Origin of the sequence: Acinetobacter sp. CWB-G5 (assembly GCF_019209785.1) — a bacterium.
GTDB classification, from domain to species: domain Bacteria; phylum Pseudomonadota; class Gammaproteobacteria; order Pseudomonadales; family Moraxellaceae; genus Acinetobacter; species Acinetobacter johnsonii.
Genome location: NZ_JAHUTF010000006.1, coordinates 91,019 through 106,887 on the forward strand (window position 1 = coordinate 91,019; position 15,869 = coordinate 106,887).

The 15,869-nt window shown below is 41.2% G+C and carries 13 protein-coding genes; 7 read left to right on the forward strand and 6 right to left on the reverse strand.

The genetic code is table 11. From position 1 onward, the window contains the following. Nucleotides 1-109: 109 nt before the first annotated feature. Nucleotides 110-2,791: a LuxR C-terminal-related transcriptional regulator gene (locus tag KVY11_RS16625; protein ID WP_256350750.1), complete on the reverse strand. Its 2,682-nt coding sequence runs from the start codon at nucleotides 2,789-2,791 to the stop codon at nucleotides 110-112. Nucleotides 2,792-3,138: 347 nt separating this feature from the next. Between KVY11_RS16625 and KVY11_RS11325 the strand changes: the two genes are divergently transcribed. The 6 genes from KVY11_RS11325 to KVY11_RS11350 all read left to right on the forward strand — a co-directional run bounded on the left by KVY11_RS11325 (nucleotide 3,139) and on the right by KVY11_RS11350 (nucleotide 8,246). Continuing rightward, nucleotides 3,139-3,633 carry a 2,4'-dihydroxyacetophenone dioxygenase family protein gene (locus KVY11_RS11325; protein ID WP_168158110.1) on the forward strand — a complete coding sequence of 165 codons (495 nt, stop codon included), beginning with the start codon at nucleotides 3,139-3,141 and terminating at the stop codon, nucleotides 3,631-3,633. 76 nt (nucleotides 3,634-3,709) lie between these two features. Then, nucleotides 3,710-5,353, forward strand: coding sequence for a long-chain fatty acid--CoA ligase (locus tag KVY11_RS11330; protein ID WP_218288988.1), 1,644 nt, complete (start codon nucleotides 3,710-3,712; stop codon nucleotides 5,351-5,353). A 30-nt stretch (nucleotides 5,354-5,383) separates the two neighbouring features. After that, nucleotides 5,384-6,205: an SDR family NAD(P)-dependent oxidoreductase gene (locus tag KVY11_RS11335; protein WP_234964691.1), complete on the forward strand. Its 822-nt coding sequence runs from the start codon at nucleotides 5,384-5,386 to the stop codon at nucleotides 6,203-6,205. 266 nt (nucleotides 6,206-6,471) lie between these two features. Beyond that, entirely contained in the window at nucleotides 6,472-7,158 is a 687-nt protein-coding gene (locus KVY11_RS11340) for a Smr/MutS family protein (RefSeq protein ID WP_004695682.1), read from the forward strand. A 93-nt stretch (nucleotides 7,159-7,251) separates the two neighbouring features. Next, on the forward strand, nucleotides 7,252-7,800 hold the full coding sequence (folE, locus tag KVY11_RS11345) for a GTP cyclohydrolase I FolE (RefSeq protein ID WP_171054237.1): 549 nt from the start codon (nucleotides 7,252-7,254) through the stop codon (nucleotides 7,798-7,800). An 86-nt stretch (nucleotides 7,801-7,886) separates the two neighbouring features. Next, entirely contained in the window at nucleotides 7,887-8,246 is a 360-nt protein-coding gene (locus KVY11_RS11350) for a cupin domain-containing protein (RefSeq protein WP_218288989.1), read from the forward strand. A gap of 56 nt (nucleotides 8,247-8,302) precedes the next feature. Here KVY11_RS11350 and KVY11_RS11355 read toward each other — a convergent pair whose 3' ends face one another. The 5 genes from KVY11_RS11355 to hemE form a co-directional block, all read right to left on the reverse strand. Continuing rightward, on the reverse strand, nucleotides 8,303-9,679 hold the full coding sequence (locus KVY11_RS11355; RefSeq protein WP_218288990.1) for a diguanylate cyclase: 1,377 nt from the start codon (nucleotides 9,677-9,679) through the stop codon (nucleotides 8,303-8,305). Nucleotides 9,680-9,875: 196 nt separating this feature from the next. Further along, a complete protein-coding gene (locus KVY11_RS11360; RefSeq protein ID WP_218288991.1) occupies nucleotides 9,876-11,762 on the reverse strand; it encodes a DUF4105 domain-containing protein in 1,887 nt (628 codons plus the stop codon). Between the two features lie 68 nt (nucleotides 11,763-11,830). Then, nucleotides 11,831-12,301: a DUF3015 family protein gene (locus tag KVY11_RS11365; RefSeq protein ID WP_218288992.1), complete on the reverse strand. Its 471-nt coding sequence runs from the start codon at nucleotides 12,299-12,301 to the stop codon at nucleotides 11,831-11,833. A gap of 146 nt (nucleotides 12,302-12,447) precedes the next feature. After that, the gene (locus tag KVY11_RS11370) at nucleotides 12,448-13,248 is read right to left on the reverse strand and encodes a DUF817 family protein (protein ID WP_218289029.1); all 801 of its coding nucleotides are present in this window, start codon (nucleotides 13,246-13,248) and stop codon (nucleotides 12,448-12,450) included. 36 nt (nucleotides 13,249-13,284) lie between these two features. After that, nucleotides 13,285-14,355 carry a uroporphyrinogen decarboxylase gene (gene hemE / locus KVY11_RS11375; RefSeq protein WP_218288993.1) on the reverse strand — a complete coding sequence of 357 codons (1,071 nt, stop codon included), beginning with the start codon at nucleotides 14,353-14,355 and terminating at the stop codon, nucleotides 13,285-13,287. Nucleotides 14,356-14,557: 202 nt separating this feature from the next. Between hemE and KVY11_RS11380 the strand changes: the two genes are divergently transcribed. After that, nucleotides 14,558-15,799 (forward strand): L,D-transpeptidase, encoded by a 1,242-nt coding sequence (locus KVY11_RS11380; RefSeq protein ID WP_218288994.1) that lies wholly within the window; start codon nucleotides 14,558-14,560, stop codon nucleotides 15,797-15,799. The last annotated feature ends 70 nt before the right edge of the window (nucleotides 15,800-15,869 follow it).

The window sequence follows — 15,869 nt, forward strand, 5'->3', positions numbered from 1 at the left end:
TTCAGGGTAAGGCATGCCCTTGCCCTGAATACTGTGCGATATATCCTTTCAAAAAAGCTGTTGAAGATCTCGTTAAACAGCAACACATAAAAAATTATTCAATCTTAAATTACTCAATTAAACCCTGTTTCTTGGCTTCATTCACCGCTTCCATTCGAGAACGAACTTGCAACTTGTTATAAATTTTACGTAGATGCCATTTCACCGTATTGATGGACAAAAAGATTGACTCAGATATTTCAGCATCGGTACAACCGCGGCTTAATTTTTCTAAAATTTGTATTTCACGTTTTGATAAGGCCTCAATGCCAGAACTACCGATCAAAACGTCATCGCTGTCTTCAACTTGATTAAGCTTTTGAAGTTGTTGAATATAATCCAATAATACAACTGTATGCTTTTGCTTCTGTCGACTTAAATGTTGACTTAAATGACTTAACATATCCCAAATTAAAGGGTCTTCATCTAGAACTATCCGCACTGCCTGAGTCGGCATCAAAGCAACCAAAGCCTTTTGCAAATAATCTAATCCCAGTTGCTGTTGATCAAAATGATAAAATGCTAAAGCTTGTAAAAGCTGAATACGAATTTGGCGTAAAGGATAGACTTTGCATTGCTGAGCTTCTTGTTTCAACCCATGCAAGGCCTGCTCTATTTTTCCACATAAAATCAGTTCTCGGTAAATAAGTAAGTCATCACCAATGAGCAGATTAGTGATATTTTTTACTGGTGCTGAGTCTAGAATATCTGCAGCACAATCCAAATCATGCTCAGTGCCCGGAGATATCTGATCTAACAAGATTTGATGCTCATAAACCTGTTGCACGGTCTGAGCCAATCGTGGAATTGACCAGTCGGTAGTCTTAATTTGTGACTGAGTGAGGCAAGATTGTTTTGCGGTAATATCACCACGTAAATGTGCCAATTTAAACTGTAAAACATAGCCAATAATCACCATGTCTGGAATGACCAGTTGTGCGCCACCATTAAAGCTTTCTAGAGCCTGTTCAGCCAAATCGATTTTGTTCATTTCATAATACAAATCAGCTTTCAAACTGCTGGTAATCGCATCAACAGCAATTTGGTTATCTTGATCTATTTTAAGCTTTTGATAATCAGGCCCTTTACCAATTTGATTAAACTTTTCTTCGGCTAAACTTAAATTACCCATTAAACGTTCGCAGGTAGCATCTATGCAGTCAGTAAAAATTAAGCCGTATGCGTTATAACCTTGTACATATGTTGCTCGGGTTTGAATCAACAGTTTTCTTGCTTCAGCAATGTGCCCTAAACAAATGTGGTACAACACTCCAATACCAATCAAAGGACCTCGGGTAAAATATGCTGTTTCAGGTAGTTTCAGTAAGTTTTTCTGTGCTAGCGTATAGGCTTTAGGTAATTCATCTTCGAGCAATGCAAGCATTGGAGCAAGCCCGTGCTGATCATCATGTAATCTCAAGTTATCACTCGATTTAACTGTATCCCACAGCTGAATATAATGATTCGCAAGCTCAGTTTGATGGGTCAATAAGCAGACCCAAATCGTATCGTACAGTAAGTGAAAATGCTCTCCAAGGTCATCTTCAGGTATCTGCTTCACCAGCTCAAGTAAAGTATAGACACGACCATCTAAAACCAATTCTCGGCTCACATCTTCGAGTAACCTTAGTACCATAACTTGATCATGTGCTTGCTGCGCATGATAGATAGCTTCCATTAGGAAACCTTGTGTTTGATACCAAAGCGCGGCTCTGTGGTGTGCTTGCTCATACTGTTTTATGTCAGTCGCTTTAAATCGGTTTTCCAAGAACTCACGAAACAAATGATGTACACGGTACCAATAATGTTGCTCGTCGATGGCTAAAATAAATAAACCACGTTGTTGAATCTCGCCCAAAAAGCTCTGTGCGTGTGGGTGCTCTGTCACTGCTTGCACCAAGGGCAAATTGACTTTTTTCAGCACGCTCATGTGTAATAAAAATATTTGGACACTTGGTGGAAGCTGCGCAAAGACTTGTTCACTCAGATAGTCGACTATCTGCGTATGCACACCACTTAAACTTTGAATAACGGATGCAGCATCATGGTAATTCTTCAAATATAAGTTGGTGAGTTGAATTCCTGTAAGCCAACCTTCAGTTTTATCAATCAGTTGTTCAGCTAATTCTGTTGTTAGGGTAATGTCATCAAAGTTTTGCTGATGCAAAAAATGAATGAGCTCCCTACTTTCTTGTGGCTTAATACTGAGATGAGCTTCAGTCACCCACTTTAAACGACCTGATAAATATTCTTTAGTAAAACTCCAATTGGGTTTGATCCGTGAAGAAATCACCAAATGACAGTTACTAGGTAAATACTGATATAACCACCAAATAATATCTAAACACTCTTGGTTTTCCAACGCATCTAATTCATCAATAAATAAAACGATGTAGGCTTCAATTTCTGCTACTTTCTGAGTTAATTCAATAATGTTTTGCTTATAAATCTGCCCATGTGCAACCGCATACAATGCATTTGATCCCAAAAGTGCCAAACGTAAATACTGATATAGTCGAATGGGATCGTTGTCATCACTATCTATAGTTAACCAGCTTACTTGTTTAGTTTGAGCTAAGAGTGCTTCACTTAGTTGATACATCAACGTGGTTTTTCCATAACCCGCTGCAGCATGAATAAATACTAGAGAAGACTGACAATGCTCTACCATCTGACTTAACAACAAAGGACGTTGCATTGCCCTATCATTCATCATGCTCGGACGACTAAGTTTAGTCTTCAACACTTGCATTTTTACTCATCCAATCTTTTTTATTCAACTACATTCGCAAACTTCACTTCCCTGAAATTTGCATTACTCACAAAATCATGTTCAACCATAATCTTATGCTTATTCAATGCTCCAAGCGCCTATAAATTAGTAGAGGGCTGGCTATGACACAATGTGATATTGAATCAAAATCATGATTTCAAATATATATTTTAAACTATTCATTCGCACAATTCTCAAACAATTCTAAATCCATTCTTTCGAGTGGTTTGTATTCATTCAAACATTGTTATGCTCGAAGACATGGAAACATTAGATACCCATACATGGTATCGCATTCTGAAATAACGACATACAAGGAGTTTGTCATGAGTATTGCACAATCTATTAAACATCAAGATCGTTTATTAACTATCAACATCAAAGAAGGTGAAATTCAAAATGCTTTGCCAGGCGTGCATGTTACACCATGCTTTTTAGATCCTGACAATGGTAAATGGATTATCTACGCTCGTTTTGATGCTGGCGTTGTAATGCCACGCCACTTCCACACAGGTGTTGTACATTTCTACACAACTGCTGGTTCATGGCATTATGTTGAATATCCTGAAGATGTTCAAACTGCCGGTAGCTATTTATTCGAACCAGCTGGCTCTATCCATACCTTATCAACCCCTGAAGGTGCTGAAGGCTTCATCATTGTTGAAGGGGCCAACGTGAATCTAAATGACGATGATTCACTCATGTTCATTATGGATGCAGGCTGGATTGAGCGTACATTAATTGCTGTATCGCAACAAACTGGTCAAAAATTGCCAAGCTATATTAAGCCAGGTGCAGAAGTCGCATTTAACGACAAATAAGCTCAGACCTTGAGGACTTTTAGTAAACCCTAAGAGTCCTTATATATTAAAAAAACGGCTTCCAAGGATGAATGAAATGTTTGGCAAAATGATGCATCAATCTTTGTTGATTAGCAATTTAATCGAGCATGCAGCAAAGTACCACTCTGATACCTCAATTATTTCACGTGAAGTGAATGGTCAAATTACAACGACTAATTGGCTACAAGTTCAGCAAAATTCTAAACGCTTAGCAAATGCTTTCACCTCTTTTAATCTACAGCAAGGTGATCGTCTAGCGACTATTGCATGGAACAACCATCGACATTTAGAGACATGGTATGCTGTTTCAGGTAGTGGTTATGTTTGCCATACAATTAACCCTCGACTGTTTCCTGAGCAACTCATCTTTATCATTAATGATGCTCAAGATAAAGCCATTTTCTTTGATTCAACCTTCTTACCATTAATCCAAGCGATTCAAGGTAAAGTCCCAACCGTTGAGAAATTTATCTGTTATGGCACACGTGACGAAAAAGTTGCAGCTGCTCTACCCGATGTAATTTTCTATGATGAATTAATTCAAGATCAATCTCATAAATTTGAGTGGCCACAGTTTAACGAAGAAACACCTAGTTCTTTATGCTACACCTCAGGCACAACAGGTAACCCGAAAGGCGTACTTTATAGTCACCGCTCAACACTATTACACAGCCTGGCAACGTGTTTCCCAGACTCACTCAACTTGTCTGCATCAGATATCGTGATGCCTGTCGTACCAATGTTTCATGTGAATGCATGGGGCGTTCCTTACTCAGCAGCAATGGTAGGTTGTACTATTGTCCTTCCGGGGCCAAATCTGGATGGTGATAGCTTAGCCAGCTTAATTGATGACCATAAAGTAACCATCGCTTTAGGTGTACCAACCATCTGGCAAGGTTTACTTGCAGCTGCAAAAAAACGCGGCACAACCTTAGACAGTATGAACCGCAATGTTGTAGGTGGTGCTGCGTGCCCACCGTCGATTATTCGTGATTTCAAAGATAACTACGCTTGTGACACCATTCATGCATGGGGTATGTCTGAAACCAGCCCGCTTGGCACCATCAACCAACCTAAAGCAAAACATTCAGCTTTAAGCACTGAAGACTTTGAAAAACTACGCTTAACCCAAGGTCGCCCACCTTTTGGTGTTGAACTTCGCATTGTGGATGGCGATAGCCTAAAGCCTTTACCAAACGATGGTCATACTCAAGGTAATCTTCAAATCCGCGGGCCTTGGATTGTTGATCATTACTTCAACCAAGAAAAAAGTGCCACCACAGCAGATGGTTGGTTCGATACAGGCGATATTGCAACATTAAATGCAGACGGCTATATGACCATTTGTGACCGTGCTAAAGATTTGATCAAATCAGGCGGTGAATGGATTTCTTCGGTTGAAATTGAAAATATTGCAGTTGGACATCCTGAAATTCGCATGGCTGCCGCAATTGCAGCACGTCATCCAAAGTGGGACGAGCGTCCAATCTTAATTGCAGTAAAACAGGAAAATTCAACACTCACTGAAGATGAAGCCCGAGCTTATTTTGAAAATAAAATTGCACGCTGGCAGATTCCGGACGTAGTCATTTTTGTAGATGCACTGCCAGTCAATGGCACAGGAAAAATTGTGAAAGCAGAACTCCGCACACAATTTGGTGATGTACTTATCAACAATAAAACGGTTGAATCCGTTTAACTAACTCGAAACACTCATAAGGATATTGAGATGAAAAAGAATATGAAAACAGCATGGATCACAGGTGGTAGTAGCGGTATCGGGCTTGAACTAACCAAGCGATTACTTAAAGATAACTACCAAGTGTGTATTTTCGCCCATGCTGGTATTGAACAAGCGATTGGTGACTTACAAAAACGTTCTCCAGCGGTTTGCGGTTTTGAAGTCGATGTGCAAAACGAAAGCACCCTAGATGCAAAATTCGCAGAAGCAGTAGCTACATTTGGTACGCCCGACTTGTTGATTAATTCTGCTGGTATTAGTATTGCGAAATCTTTTGAAGACATGAGTTCTGAAGAATTTTTACGCCAAATTAATATTAACCTTGTCGGTAGCCGTAACGTTGCACATGCTGCTTTACCTTATTTAAAACAAACTGTTCAGCAAGGTAAAACACCTAAAATCGTGTTTATTGCTTCAGCTGCAGGCTTGGTTGGTTGCTATGGTTATACGGGTTACTGCGCATCTAAATTTGGTGTGATTGGTTTGGCTGAAGTACTCCGCATGGAACTGCGTAGTGAGAAAATTGACGTTGCCGTGGTTTGCCCACCAGAAGTAGACACGCCGCTGGTGACTGAAGAACGTAAAAATGGCTCACCTGTAACAGCTGCATTAAAACAGTTGGGTGGTAGTATGCCTGTTGAAAAAGCTTGTCAAGAAATTTACAGCGGTATTTTCTCTTCTCAGTTTATGATCATTCCAGGCGCACAACTGCGAATTTTGACTAAGATTTCACGTGTCATACCAGATGTATACCGCGGTCAAATTGACAAAAAACTAGATAAAATTCTCAGTAATTTACGTGCAAGTTAAGTGAGTCCTCACTTAAGGACATAATAATTATGTCCCGTCCAAACCCAAGTAAATCATTTGTCTGTTCTAGATAGTATGTTTACTTGGGTTTTTCTGTTTTACGCGCATCTGTAACAATAATTCTTTTACACACCATTCAACATATTAGATGCCATATTGTGTTCAGGCTTTTACTCTTCCCTAATGAGAGTAATTCAGTTCAAATCAAAACAAAACCAGATTATAATTGTCACCTAATTCCTTATTTCGCGTATTTCTCTGACCTTATGAGCAAACATGATTCCTCGCTTTCTAAAGAGCAGTTTAATTTACTGAAAGACTTTAAAAAGCAAATCACTAACCCGCATTCGACTGCCATCAAACAGTCTGAGGCCCAAGCTCAAGTTGCTCCGCCCGAGCCAGAAGATGATTTCGCGTTGTTCCAAAAACAAATGCAAGGTGTCCAAAAGATGGAGACCGCGAACATTGCCAAAATAGAAAAAAATCCAAAGAAAAAAATCGATGCGCAAACTTTAGCAAAACGTGCAGCGGCTGAAGGCCCAATGCATACCGATGCAACTGAGCTGTCCGATACTCAAGCAATGCTCAACCCTGTAGCGAGCCAAGCTGCACTCAGTTATCGCATTGCTACATTACAACACAAAGTATTTGAAGATTTAAAAGCGGGTAACATTCGTTGGTTTGAAGCAGTCGACTTGCATGGTTGCACCGTTGAAGAAGCCCGTGTCGCAGTTTTACAAGTCATTCAAATGGCCAAAGATGAAAATCAAAATGTCATTAAAATTGTACACGGCAAAGGCCCAGAAGCCATTTTAAAAACCTATGTGAATGGTTGGCTGCGTCAACACCGCGATGTATTGGCTTTTGTCAGTGCGCCGGAGAAGCAAGGTGGCACAGGTGCAGTTTTAGTGTTGCTAAAACGTGCTGAAAAGAACCCAAAGTTTAAACAGTAATCGGATTTTTGTCCAAAATAAGGCATTGGAATAGTTTTCTGCTACAATGCCGTCCTTGTTCAATATCAGTGTAAGTGAACACGTCTTATGTCTATGCAGCAATCCTACGCTAACATCTTAACTGCCGTTGGTGAAGACCTAACCCGTCCAGGTCTCCTCGATACGCCTATGCGTGCTGCTAAAGCTTTTTCGTATTTAACGTCTGGTTATAGCAAAAGCTTAGAAGAAGTGACCAATAATGCGGTGTTCCCATCGGACAACCGTGAAATGGTACTGGTTAAAAATATTGAATTTTACTCACTCTGTGAACACCATTTATTGCCTTTCTATGGTCGCGTACATATTGCGTATTTACCTGAAGGCAACGTCCTTGGACTCTCTAAATTTGCACGCATTACCGAAATGTTTGCGCGTCGTCTACAGATTCAAGAAAATCTGACGCAGCAGATTGCAGAAGCGGTTGCAGAAGTGACGGGTGCACGTGGTGTAGCGGTCATGATTGATTCGGCACATATGTGCATGATGATGCGCGGCGTCGGCAAGCAAGAATCAACTACTCGCACGGTTTCTTTTATTGGTGACTTTAAAACCAATAAAGAAGAGCGTCGTGAGTTTTTAAGTGCAGTCCCTGAAAGCTATTAATTGAAACATAAAGCCTCAACCACTGTTGGGGCTTTTTTTATGCATATATCATTGAACGATTCATTTTTTGTTTAGAGGAATACGCAATGTCAGCAATTTGGTTAGCAGGTCATGGTTTGACCCAAGGCGAACAGAGTATTGATTTTCCACGTCCAGACCGTTTGGTCCAAGGCAACCCACAGCGCCAGACCTATAGTCTATATGAACACCCACACATGGGCTGCGGGATTTGGCACTGTGAAGTTGGCTCATGGAATATTCAATTTTCCGACAACAAACAAGAATTCTTTCAAGTGATGGAAGGCTGCATCCGTATTCATGATGCCCACACTCAAAACTTCATTGAAGTCAAAGCAGGTCAGGCAGGAATTATTCCACCGAGTTTTATCGGCACATTTGAAGTGATTGAAGCTGTAAAAAAATACTATGTGATTGTTGAGGTATAAGCACCTCAACAACCGATTTGAAGCGTCTTAGAACAGTTCGTGTTTAAGTCTGAGATTTAAACACTCAGGACTTTTTCAGTCACATGAATACAGTTACGCCCTTTATTTTTGGCTGCATAGAGTGCCGAATCGGCAGTGTCTAAAAAGCGTTGATAGTCAGGATGACCATTATAAACCGTACAGCCAATACTGACGGTAAAACTAAAACTTTGCCCATGAGCGGTACGAATTGGGGTTTCTTGTATCCGCATGCGAATCGTTTCAGCGATTTGTAAAGCACGCGTGAGATCACTGTCGACCAACAGCAATAAGAACTCTTCGCCCCCGACACGGAAGGCATAGTCACTGCCCTTCGCTACATCTAACAAGACTTCAGCAATAAAACGCAGTGCCAAGTCCCCTGCTGTATGCCCATACTTATCATTAATACGTTTAAAATAATCCGCGTCGATTGCCAATAGGCTGAGTGTCGCATCATTTTTACGAGCAAAATTAATTTCACGCGACACAATCGTACTTAAATAACGACGGTTTAAAAGTTGAGTCAGCGAGTCATTGCCTGAGTCTATATATTCGGTCACTTGAAACAGTTGATCGACCAAATGCTGAATCTGTCGATTCACATCACGAATTTCTTGAATGCGTTCTACCTTCCGAGTTTGATCCTGACAGTCGAGCACGTCAAAATTGAGGGTATCGACCTGTTGAATCAGCCTGATAATGGTCTCCACCTGCTCTGCACCCGTAAAGGCATACGCTGCTTTATGCACAAACCATAGACCAAATTCCGACTTAGACAAAGCAATATGTTGCAACTGCGGATGCTCGGAGAAGACTTTGAACATCAGCTCATTTTCCCAGTCAAGCAAAATACTGCGCTGCTTATCTTTTTGTACCGCGACATCTTGCATTGCAGAAAATAAGCGATAGCTATGCTTAACTTCATGGCTTCGCTCAGTATTGGCTTCATAGGATCTGCACATAATTTCTGTCGCAAAACCCATAATTTGCAGCATATAACTTAGCATGTGGTGGTTGTTTTCTAGCGGAAGTCCAGCCAAGAGTTCCAAGATCTTGTTTTCAATCTCACGAATACCGCGCATGATCAACCAAGAAGGAATGCCCACCCGCGCATGTACCTGCCCAACTTTTTGTTGTTTTTCAACTGCTGCATAATAAGCTTCATTCACAGCCACGTCGAAACTTTCAATGAGCCATTGGTTTAAACTGTTTTTTAAACGTTGTTGAATGATGTCATCTTTAAAAAAATCTGCAGCCTCAGGCTCCAAGACAATATTGCTATAAAATTCATTAACCAATACAGACGAATGCTGCTGAATAAAATTTTGCGCTTTAACGTGATCATTCACTGAATAATGTTGGCAAATTTTCCCCCATTGCTCGGCCAACTTAGCCATGCATTCATCATTCATAAAACTTACCTATTTATATATTTTTGAGACTTACTAGACATTTATGTGATTAATATAACAAATTTCAATACTTATTTTCACCATCAGCTTTCATTTTCAACGCTTTATAAAAAGTAAAGCTCACGTTTGGTTGTTTTAACAGCAATGACTTTCATAAAAAAAGCCCCATAAAAGGGGCTTTGAAAAGAGAATCAGATTAAAAGAAATGGATATAACTCAAACCCGTCTGATCCCAATCCTTGCCTTTTTGCTGTTGATACTGCCAATGAAGCCTCAACGCATTTTGCTGATTGAATAAATATTGCAACTGAGTATTCAGTCTGACTTGCCATTGATGACTATCTTCCCAATATGGCAGCTCGACCTGTACCAAACTATTGATATGTTCGCTCCAGATGTTCTGGCAGCCTACCGTTGGCCCAAGTCCCACGCGCCAACCTCGGTCTAAAGCTTTGCCTGCTTGAACATGATTTTGCAATTGTGCATAGCATAAATGTTGACGCTCTTGATCTGCCACACTATAGCCAAACTGACTGGATAGATTGAATACACCGTGTTGATCCTGTTCACTAAATGCACCATCTCGATTTAGTGCCTCTTGTTGCCAACCCATGTTAAAACCCCAGCTTAATGGTGTTTTAAAGGCAGTCAGTGGACTGTAGGCATTGACCTCCAGCACATTTAGTTCTTGCAGTTTTAGTCGATCATCACGGTATTCGAGGCTGCCGTCTAGAAACTTAAGCTGTGTACCCAAACGGAAACCGCCTGGCGGGTCTATCAAGTCATGATAGGCCTGACGATGGCTCAGTCGGAAAAAAGTGTCACCTTGTACTTCACCCGCTTCAAGCTGAACGGTTCGCGCATGATGACCTTTTACCGGATCTACTTTTGGCGCTTCGACCACTTGACGTTGCTTTTCCAAGTCAATCTGACTCCGCAAACCCAGCAGTTGTCGAATACGCGGTTGGGCGTCTTCTGCCGCAATCTTTTGTGCAATTAACTGTAAATACACATGGTCATAGGCCATTTCCAAAATACGTGCCTGATCCACCAACGCATAGCGATTCAAATAATCTTGCATTTGAGCAGGTTCAAGTTGCGCAACCTGATGCGCAGCCGCTGCCAAAGCTTGACCATGTTGTTTGGCTTGTGCCAACAATTGAGTTTCTAAAGCTGGACGGTAAACACTTTCTGCAATTAGATGGTTTTCATCGACCGCCTTAATAGTCTCAACAGGAATCGCAGCGGTTTTAAATTGTTTCTGTAGGTTGACCTCTGGCCGTACCAAATCAATTAAACCCAGTAAACGATAGGCACAGTTATCACTGATAAAATAGTAAGGAAATTGCACATGCTTGAGTTCCCAAATATGCTCAACCATGGTTTTGGTTTCTTCTGGCGTCAGGGCTAACTCGTACTCCCACAAATCGCGGCTTTCCAAATCACCATATTCTTTCACTTTTCGATAGTACGGCATGAGTGAGTACTCACCCGGGTACTGCCCGGTTAAGCCCTTCCATGCAAAAGAAAAGCTGTCGCTATTGGCCACTGTCGCTGCGTAATTCACGGCATAAGAGACTAAGTTCAGCTGTTTTTGGTCTTTAGGATCGAGCCTTAACAGGGTATGCCCAAACATCGAACTGGGGTTACCCATAAAGTCCGTGGCGTAAATTAAAGTCGCCTTATACGGCTTAATTTGCCCAAGCCACTCATCCAGCTCAGGACATGAGGCTTTAGGCAGTTGGTTTGATGCAATATTCAGTTGTCCTATGAGCCATTTTGACCGGGCTGGAAAGCGACATTGAATCGATTGATTGGATTCGGCTGGAGTAAAGAGTGCTGCAATATTGGCATCAAGCTCTTGTTTGAGCTGAGTTTGTCCGTTCGCACTATAAAAGAACGGACGGTAAGTGACTTCACTTTGTCCTGATGAAGTATTGGCATACATCAAACGTTGCCAAGTTACATTTGAGGCAAGCCTCAGCTGCTGTGCTTTTTCAATATAAAACTCTGCTGAGCTAGGTGCTTGAGCAAAGATGGTGGTGCTGAATAGCACGCTTGAGAGGAGGACAACAGATTTCATGCAGTGCTAGCTATTCTTCTTTTTTAGATATGAAAAACCCTGCCGAATGGCAGGGTTTTATGGTGCAATTAAACGTATGCTTTCAATACGTCATCAGTTGCCATTACAGCTTGTAATGATGCTAAAACTTGAAGCGCATCTTGGTTTTCAGCTGAATAGATTTTTGCGAAGTTTTGTTTAGAAAGTTCAAAGAAACGTGCTTTATCACCAGATTGAATGTTGAGTAATTCAGCAAGGACATTCAGACTTTCACCCTCACCGACTGCCATGTCACGCGCCAAGGCTTCAGCATTTTCGTTTGTAAATGTTACAGCCTGAGCAGTCACAGTACCTGTACCACTACACCCTAAAGTACCAAAAGTGATACCAAAAAGTTGGTTAGCAAAAATACCGTTTGTTGTACCCGCTAAGATTTTAGCGACTTTACCTGACTGACCAGCCCAAATTTCTGAACCAATACCACAACCGACATCATTATCTGCAAATGTAGCGGTCGAACCAACTGCCAAAACCGCAGCCAATGCTATTTTTTTCAACATATGTATTCTCCAGACTCGATTATGTCCGAGTATTTTTTATTGTTCCGTGTCGTGTATATTTTAATCTACACTCCTGTAAGATAACGGTAACAGCCGCATAACGCAAAACAATTTATACTAAAGTGAAGAGGTATATATAAAAAAATTTATGAGCGATATAAGGACCAATTACCGCGTAGGTCTCGTTTGCCTAAAATTTTTAACACCAACACCAAACTTAAGAGTAGCAATAAATACCATGATCCAAGTTTACCCCAACCGACCATATGCCATGCATCGACTTGACTTGGGTATAACCAAATTTGGTAAAAAGTACTGATATTTTCCGCAATCCAAATAATAAAAGCCAACAATAAAAGTACGGGTAACATCGGCAGTTGAAAACGATGCTGTTGTAATTCAAAGCCAATCTTGGTTTTCCAAAACAGCACGACACTCCACGTAAATAAAAAATAACGAATATCGGGAACAAAAAATTTGGACATAAAGTTGATATAAGACAACACCGCCAAGGTTAGCATGGAGGAGAAACGGGGCAAGTGCTCAAAAGAAACCTGATAAAGACGCAATGAGCGCGCAAAAAAACTGCCCACAGCCGAATACATAAAACCTGCAAACAACGGCACGGTGAGAATTTTAAACGCGGCGGGATGCGGATATTGCCAAGACGCAATTTGCGGATGGGTCAAAAAGATTTCCATCACCATTGCCATCATGTGAAATAGCGCAATCACTTTGGCTTCTGCCCAAGACTCGAGTTTTAAGTACAGCAGACAAACTTGAATCAGCACGGCATAAAACAATAGATAGTCATAACGGAAAAAACCGAAATATTCCTGACTTCCCATACTGGCTGTGAAGGCAAAAGCCAATAACAGTAATATCCCAAATAAGGCAGCCGAAGCTGCCTTAGATGAGAACTCAAAACATGATTTTAAAATCGTGATCACGCATGAACCCTAATTGAATTGAAGCTGTGAAACTTAGAGATATTTGGCACTGTATTCATGCACAGTATCAATAAAGGCTTTCGGGTTTTCAGGATCAACCCACTGAGTAATACCGTGCCCTAAGTTTGCAACATAACCCGTTTTCTCACCGCCTGCATAAGCGTCATCTAGCATGGCTTTGGTGGCTTTCACAATGGCCTCATGCGAACCATATAATGTTGCAGGGTCTAAGTTACCTTGCAGTGCCACACGGCCAGCCACCGTTTGGCGAGCCACATTTAATGGCGTCGTCCAATCTAGGCCAAAAGCATCTGCCCCTGTTGCCACCATTGGCTCTAACCACTGACCGCCACCTTTGGTGAATAAAATCACAGGAACTTTACGTCCTTCATTTTCACGTTTTAAACCTGCAACAATTTTTTGCATGTATTTTAAAGAAAATTCTAAATATTCACGGTGTGCTAGCGCCCCGCCCCAACTGTCAAAAATCTGTACGGCTTGAGCACCTGCATCAATTTGCGCATTTAGATAGTCAATTACCGCATCAGCCAAACGATCGAGCAGCGCATGTAAAACTTCAGGTTGCGCATACATCATTTGTTTGGTGAAACGGAAGTCTTTGCTCGAACCACCTTCAACCATATAAGTTGCCAGCGTCCAAGGACTGCCTGAAAAACCAATTAATGGCACTTGGCCGCCAAGCGCTGAACGGATCGTCTTGACCGCATTCATCACATAGTCGAGATCAGACGCGGCATTAAACTGAGGTAAATTCGCCACATCTTGTTCAGTACGAACCGTTTTATGAAATTTAGGCCCTTCCCCAGCTTCAAAATAAAGCCCTAAACCCAAAGCATCGGGTACAGTTAAAATATCTGAAAATAAAATGGCAGCGTCGAGCTCATAACGACGTAAAGGCTGTAAAGTTACTTCACACGCAAATTCGTTATTTTTACACAGCGAAAGGAAATCACCCGCTTGAGCACGGGTTGCACGATATTCAGGTAAATAACGCCCTGCTTGACGCATCATCCAGACGGGTGTGGTATCTACAGGTTCACGTAATAAAGCACGTAGAAAACGATCATTTTTAAGCGTCGTCATTTACTTTCCCATCTCAATTAAATTTGCCCACCATCATAACAAAAAGGTCGAATTTTTAATAACTTCTCATAACACTAAAATTCGATCAGGACAAAGATGCAAACGAATATTTACACAAAACAAATACTGCATCTCCATCTTTTTTCTGTAATACTTCACTAGTTTTTACTTTGTAAATGAATAATTCTTAAGGTTGAATTACATGTTCGTTCGCACAATACTCGCGATGAGTTTAAGTTGCATTCTTGCTGGTACAGCGTTTGCTGCATCTACTACTGAACAACCCTTGACGCCAAAAAAGATCATTGATACTTCAGTTCAAGATCCTATTGATCCTTTAGCAACAGATGTCGCTTCAGCTTCTACTGCGGTTGCAAACAACCAAATTACAGCAAAAGAACAAGCAGACTTAAACCAAGCTTCGCAAACTTTAGATCAACTTGAACAATCTGAAGATAAAACAGCTGACGTTGGTGCTGCACCAAGCACAACCACTACTGCACCGACCACCACGACGACCAATCCTGCTGCAGCAAAAGCATCGTGGACATTAAATGGTTTAAACAGTGCAGAATGGTTTGACAATATTGGTAAAGGCCAATTCCCTGTCTATGCACGTGCTCACGTGATGTTGAATAATGCGCATGCGTCTCCGGGTGCAATTGATGGCATGAGCGGTAAAAATACCCTCAAAGCCATTGCCTCTTTCCAGCAAATGAGCGGCTTAAAAGCAACAGGTACCTTAACCAAAGAAACTTGGGATGCTCTAATGGCAAGCCAAGGTTCTAAACCTGCATTTATTGAATACACCATTACCGAAGCAGACCTAAAAGGTCCTTATGCTGCATCAATTCCACGCGATTATGCACTACAAGCCAAAATGAAAGGTTTGTACTACACTCGTGTGACTGAAATGCTAGGTGAAAAGTTCCATATGGATGAAGACTTCTTGCAGAAGTTAAATCCAAAAGCAACCTTCAAAAAAGCGGGCGAAAAAATTATTGTGGCCAATATCCGCAATGAAGTGCCAGAAGACATTCACTTGATTGTTGCGCACAAAGGTGCAAAACAGCTGTATTTATTTAACAGCCGCAACCAAATGATTGGTTCTTTCCCTGCAACCATTGGTAGCTCAGACACTCCGTCTCCAACGGGTACTTATAAAGTTACGGGTGTTGCGCCAAATCCATGGTATAGCTACTCACCAAGTAACTTTGTACAGGGCAAAAACTTAAAACCACTTTCTCTACCACCGGGTCCAAACGGTCCTGTAGGGAATATCTGGATTGGTTTAAGCAAAAAATCATTTGGTATTCACGGTACACCAAACCCTTCAGCTATTTCTAAAACAGCATCACACGGTTGTATCCGTTTGACCAACTGGGATGCCAATGATCTTGGCAAAAAAGTGAAGTCAGGTGTTACGGTTAAATTCTTAGAATAATTGGCTTTCTAAGGTATTTACGCTATAAAAGGTGTTCTCTTGAGAGCACCTTTTTTCAATTACAACAATA

Coding starts and splice junctions, on each gene's coding strand:
- KVY11_RS11335 (WP_234964691.1), top strand. CDS start 5,384: ATGAAAAAGAATATGAAAACAGCATGGATCACAGGTGGTAGTAGCGGT.
- KVY11_RS11325 (WP_168158110.1), top strand. CDS start 3,139: ATGAGTATTGCACAATCTATTAAACATCAAGATCGTTTATTAACTATC.
- hemE (WP_218288993.1), bottom strand. CDS start 14,355: ATGACGACGCTTAAAAATGATCGTTTTCTACGTGCTTTATTACGTGAA.
- KVY11_RS11360 (WP_218288991.1), bottom strand. CDS start 11,762: ATGAAATCTGTTGTCCTCCTCTCAAGCGTGCTATTCAGCACCACCATC.
- KVY11_RS11365 (WP_218288992.1), bottom strand. CDS start 12,301: ATGTTGAAAAAAATAGCATTGGCTGCGGTTTTGGCAGTTGGTTCGACC.
- KVY11_RS16625 (WP_256350750.1), bottom strand. CDS start 2,791: ATGCAAGTGTTGAAGACTAAACTTAGTCGTCCGAGCATGATGAATGAT.
- KVY11_RS11380 (WP_218288994.1), top strand. CDS start 14,558: ATGTTCGTTCGCACAATACTCGCGATGAGTTTAAGTTGCATTCTTGCT.
- KVY11_RS11350 (WP_218288989.1), top strand. CDS start 7,887: ATGTCAGCAATTTGGTTAGCAGGTCATGGTTTGACCCAAGGCGAACAG.
- KVY11_RS11340 (WP_004695682.1), top strand. CDS start 6,472: ATGAGCAAACATGATTCCTCGCTTTCTAAAGAGCAGTTTAATTTACTG.
- KVY11_RS11330 (WP_218288988.1), top strand. CDS start 3,710: ATGTTTGGCAAAATGATGCATCAATCTTTGTTGATTAGCAATTTAATC.
- KVY11_RS11355 (WP_218288990.1), bottom strand. CDS start 9,679: ATGAATGATGAATGCATGGCTAAGTTGGCCGAGCAATGGGGGAAAATT.
- folE (WP_171054237.1), top strand. CDS start 7,252: ATGCAGCAATCCTACGCTAACATCTTAACTGCCGTTGGTGAAGACCTA.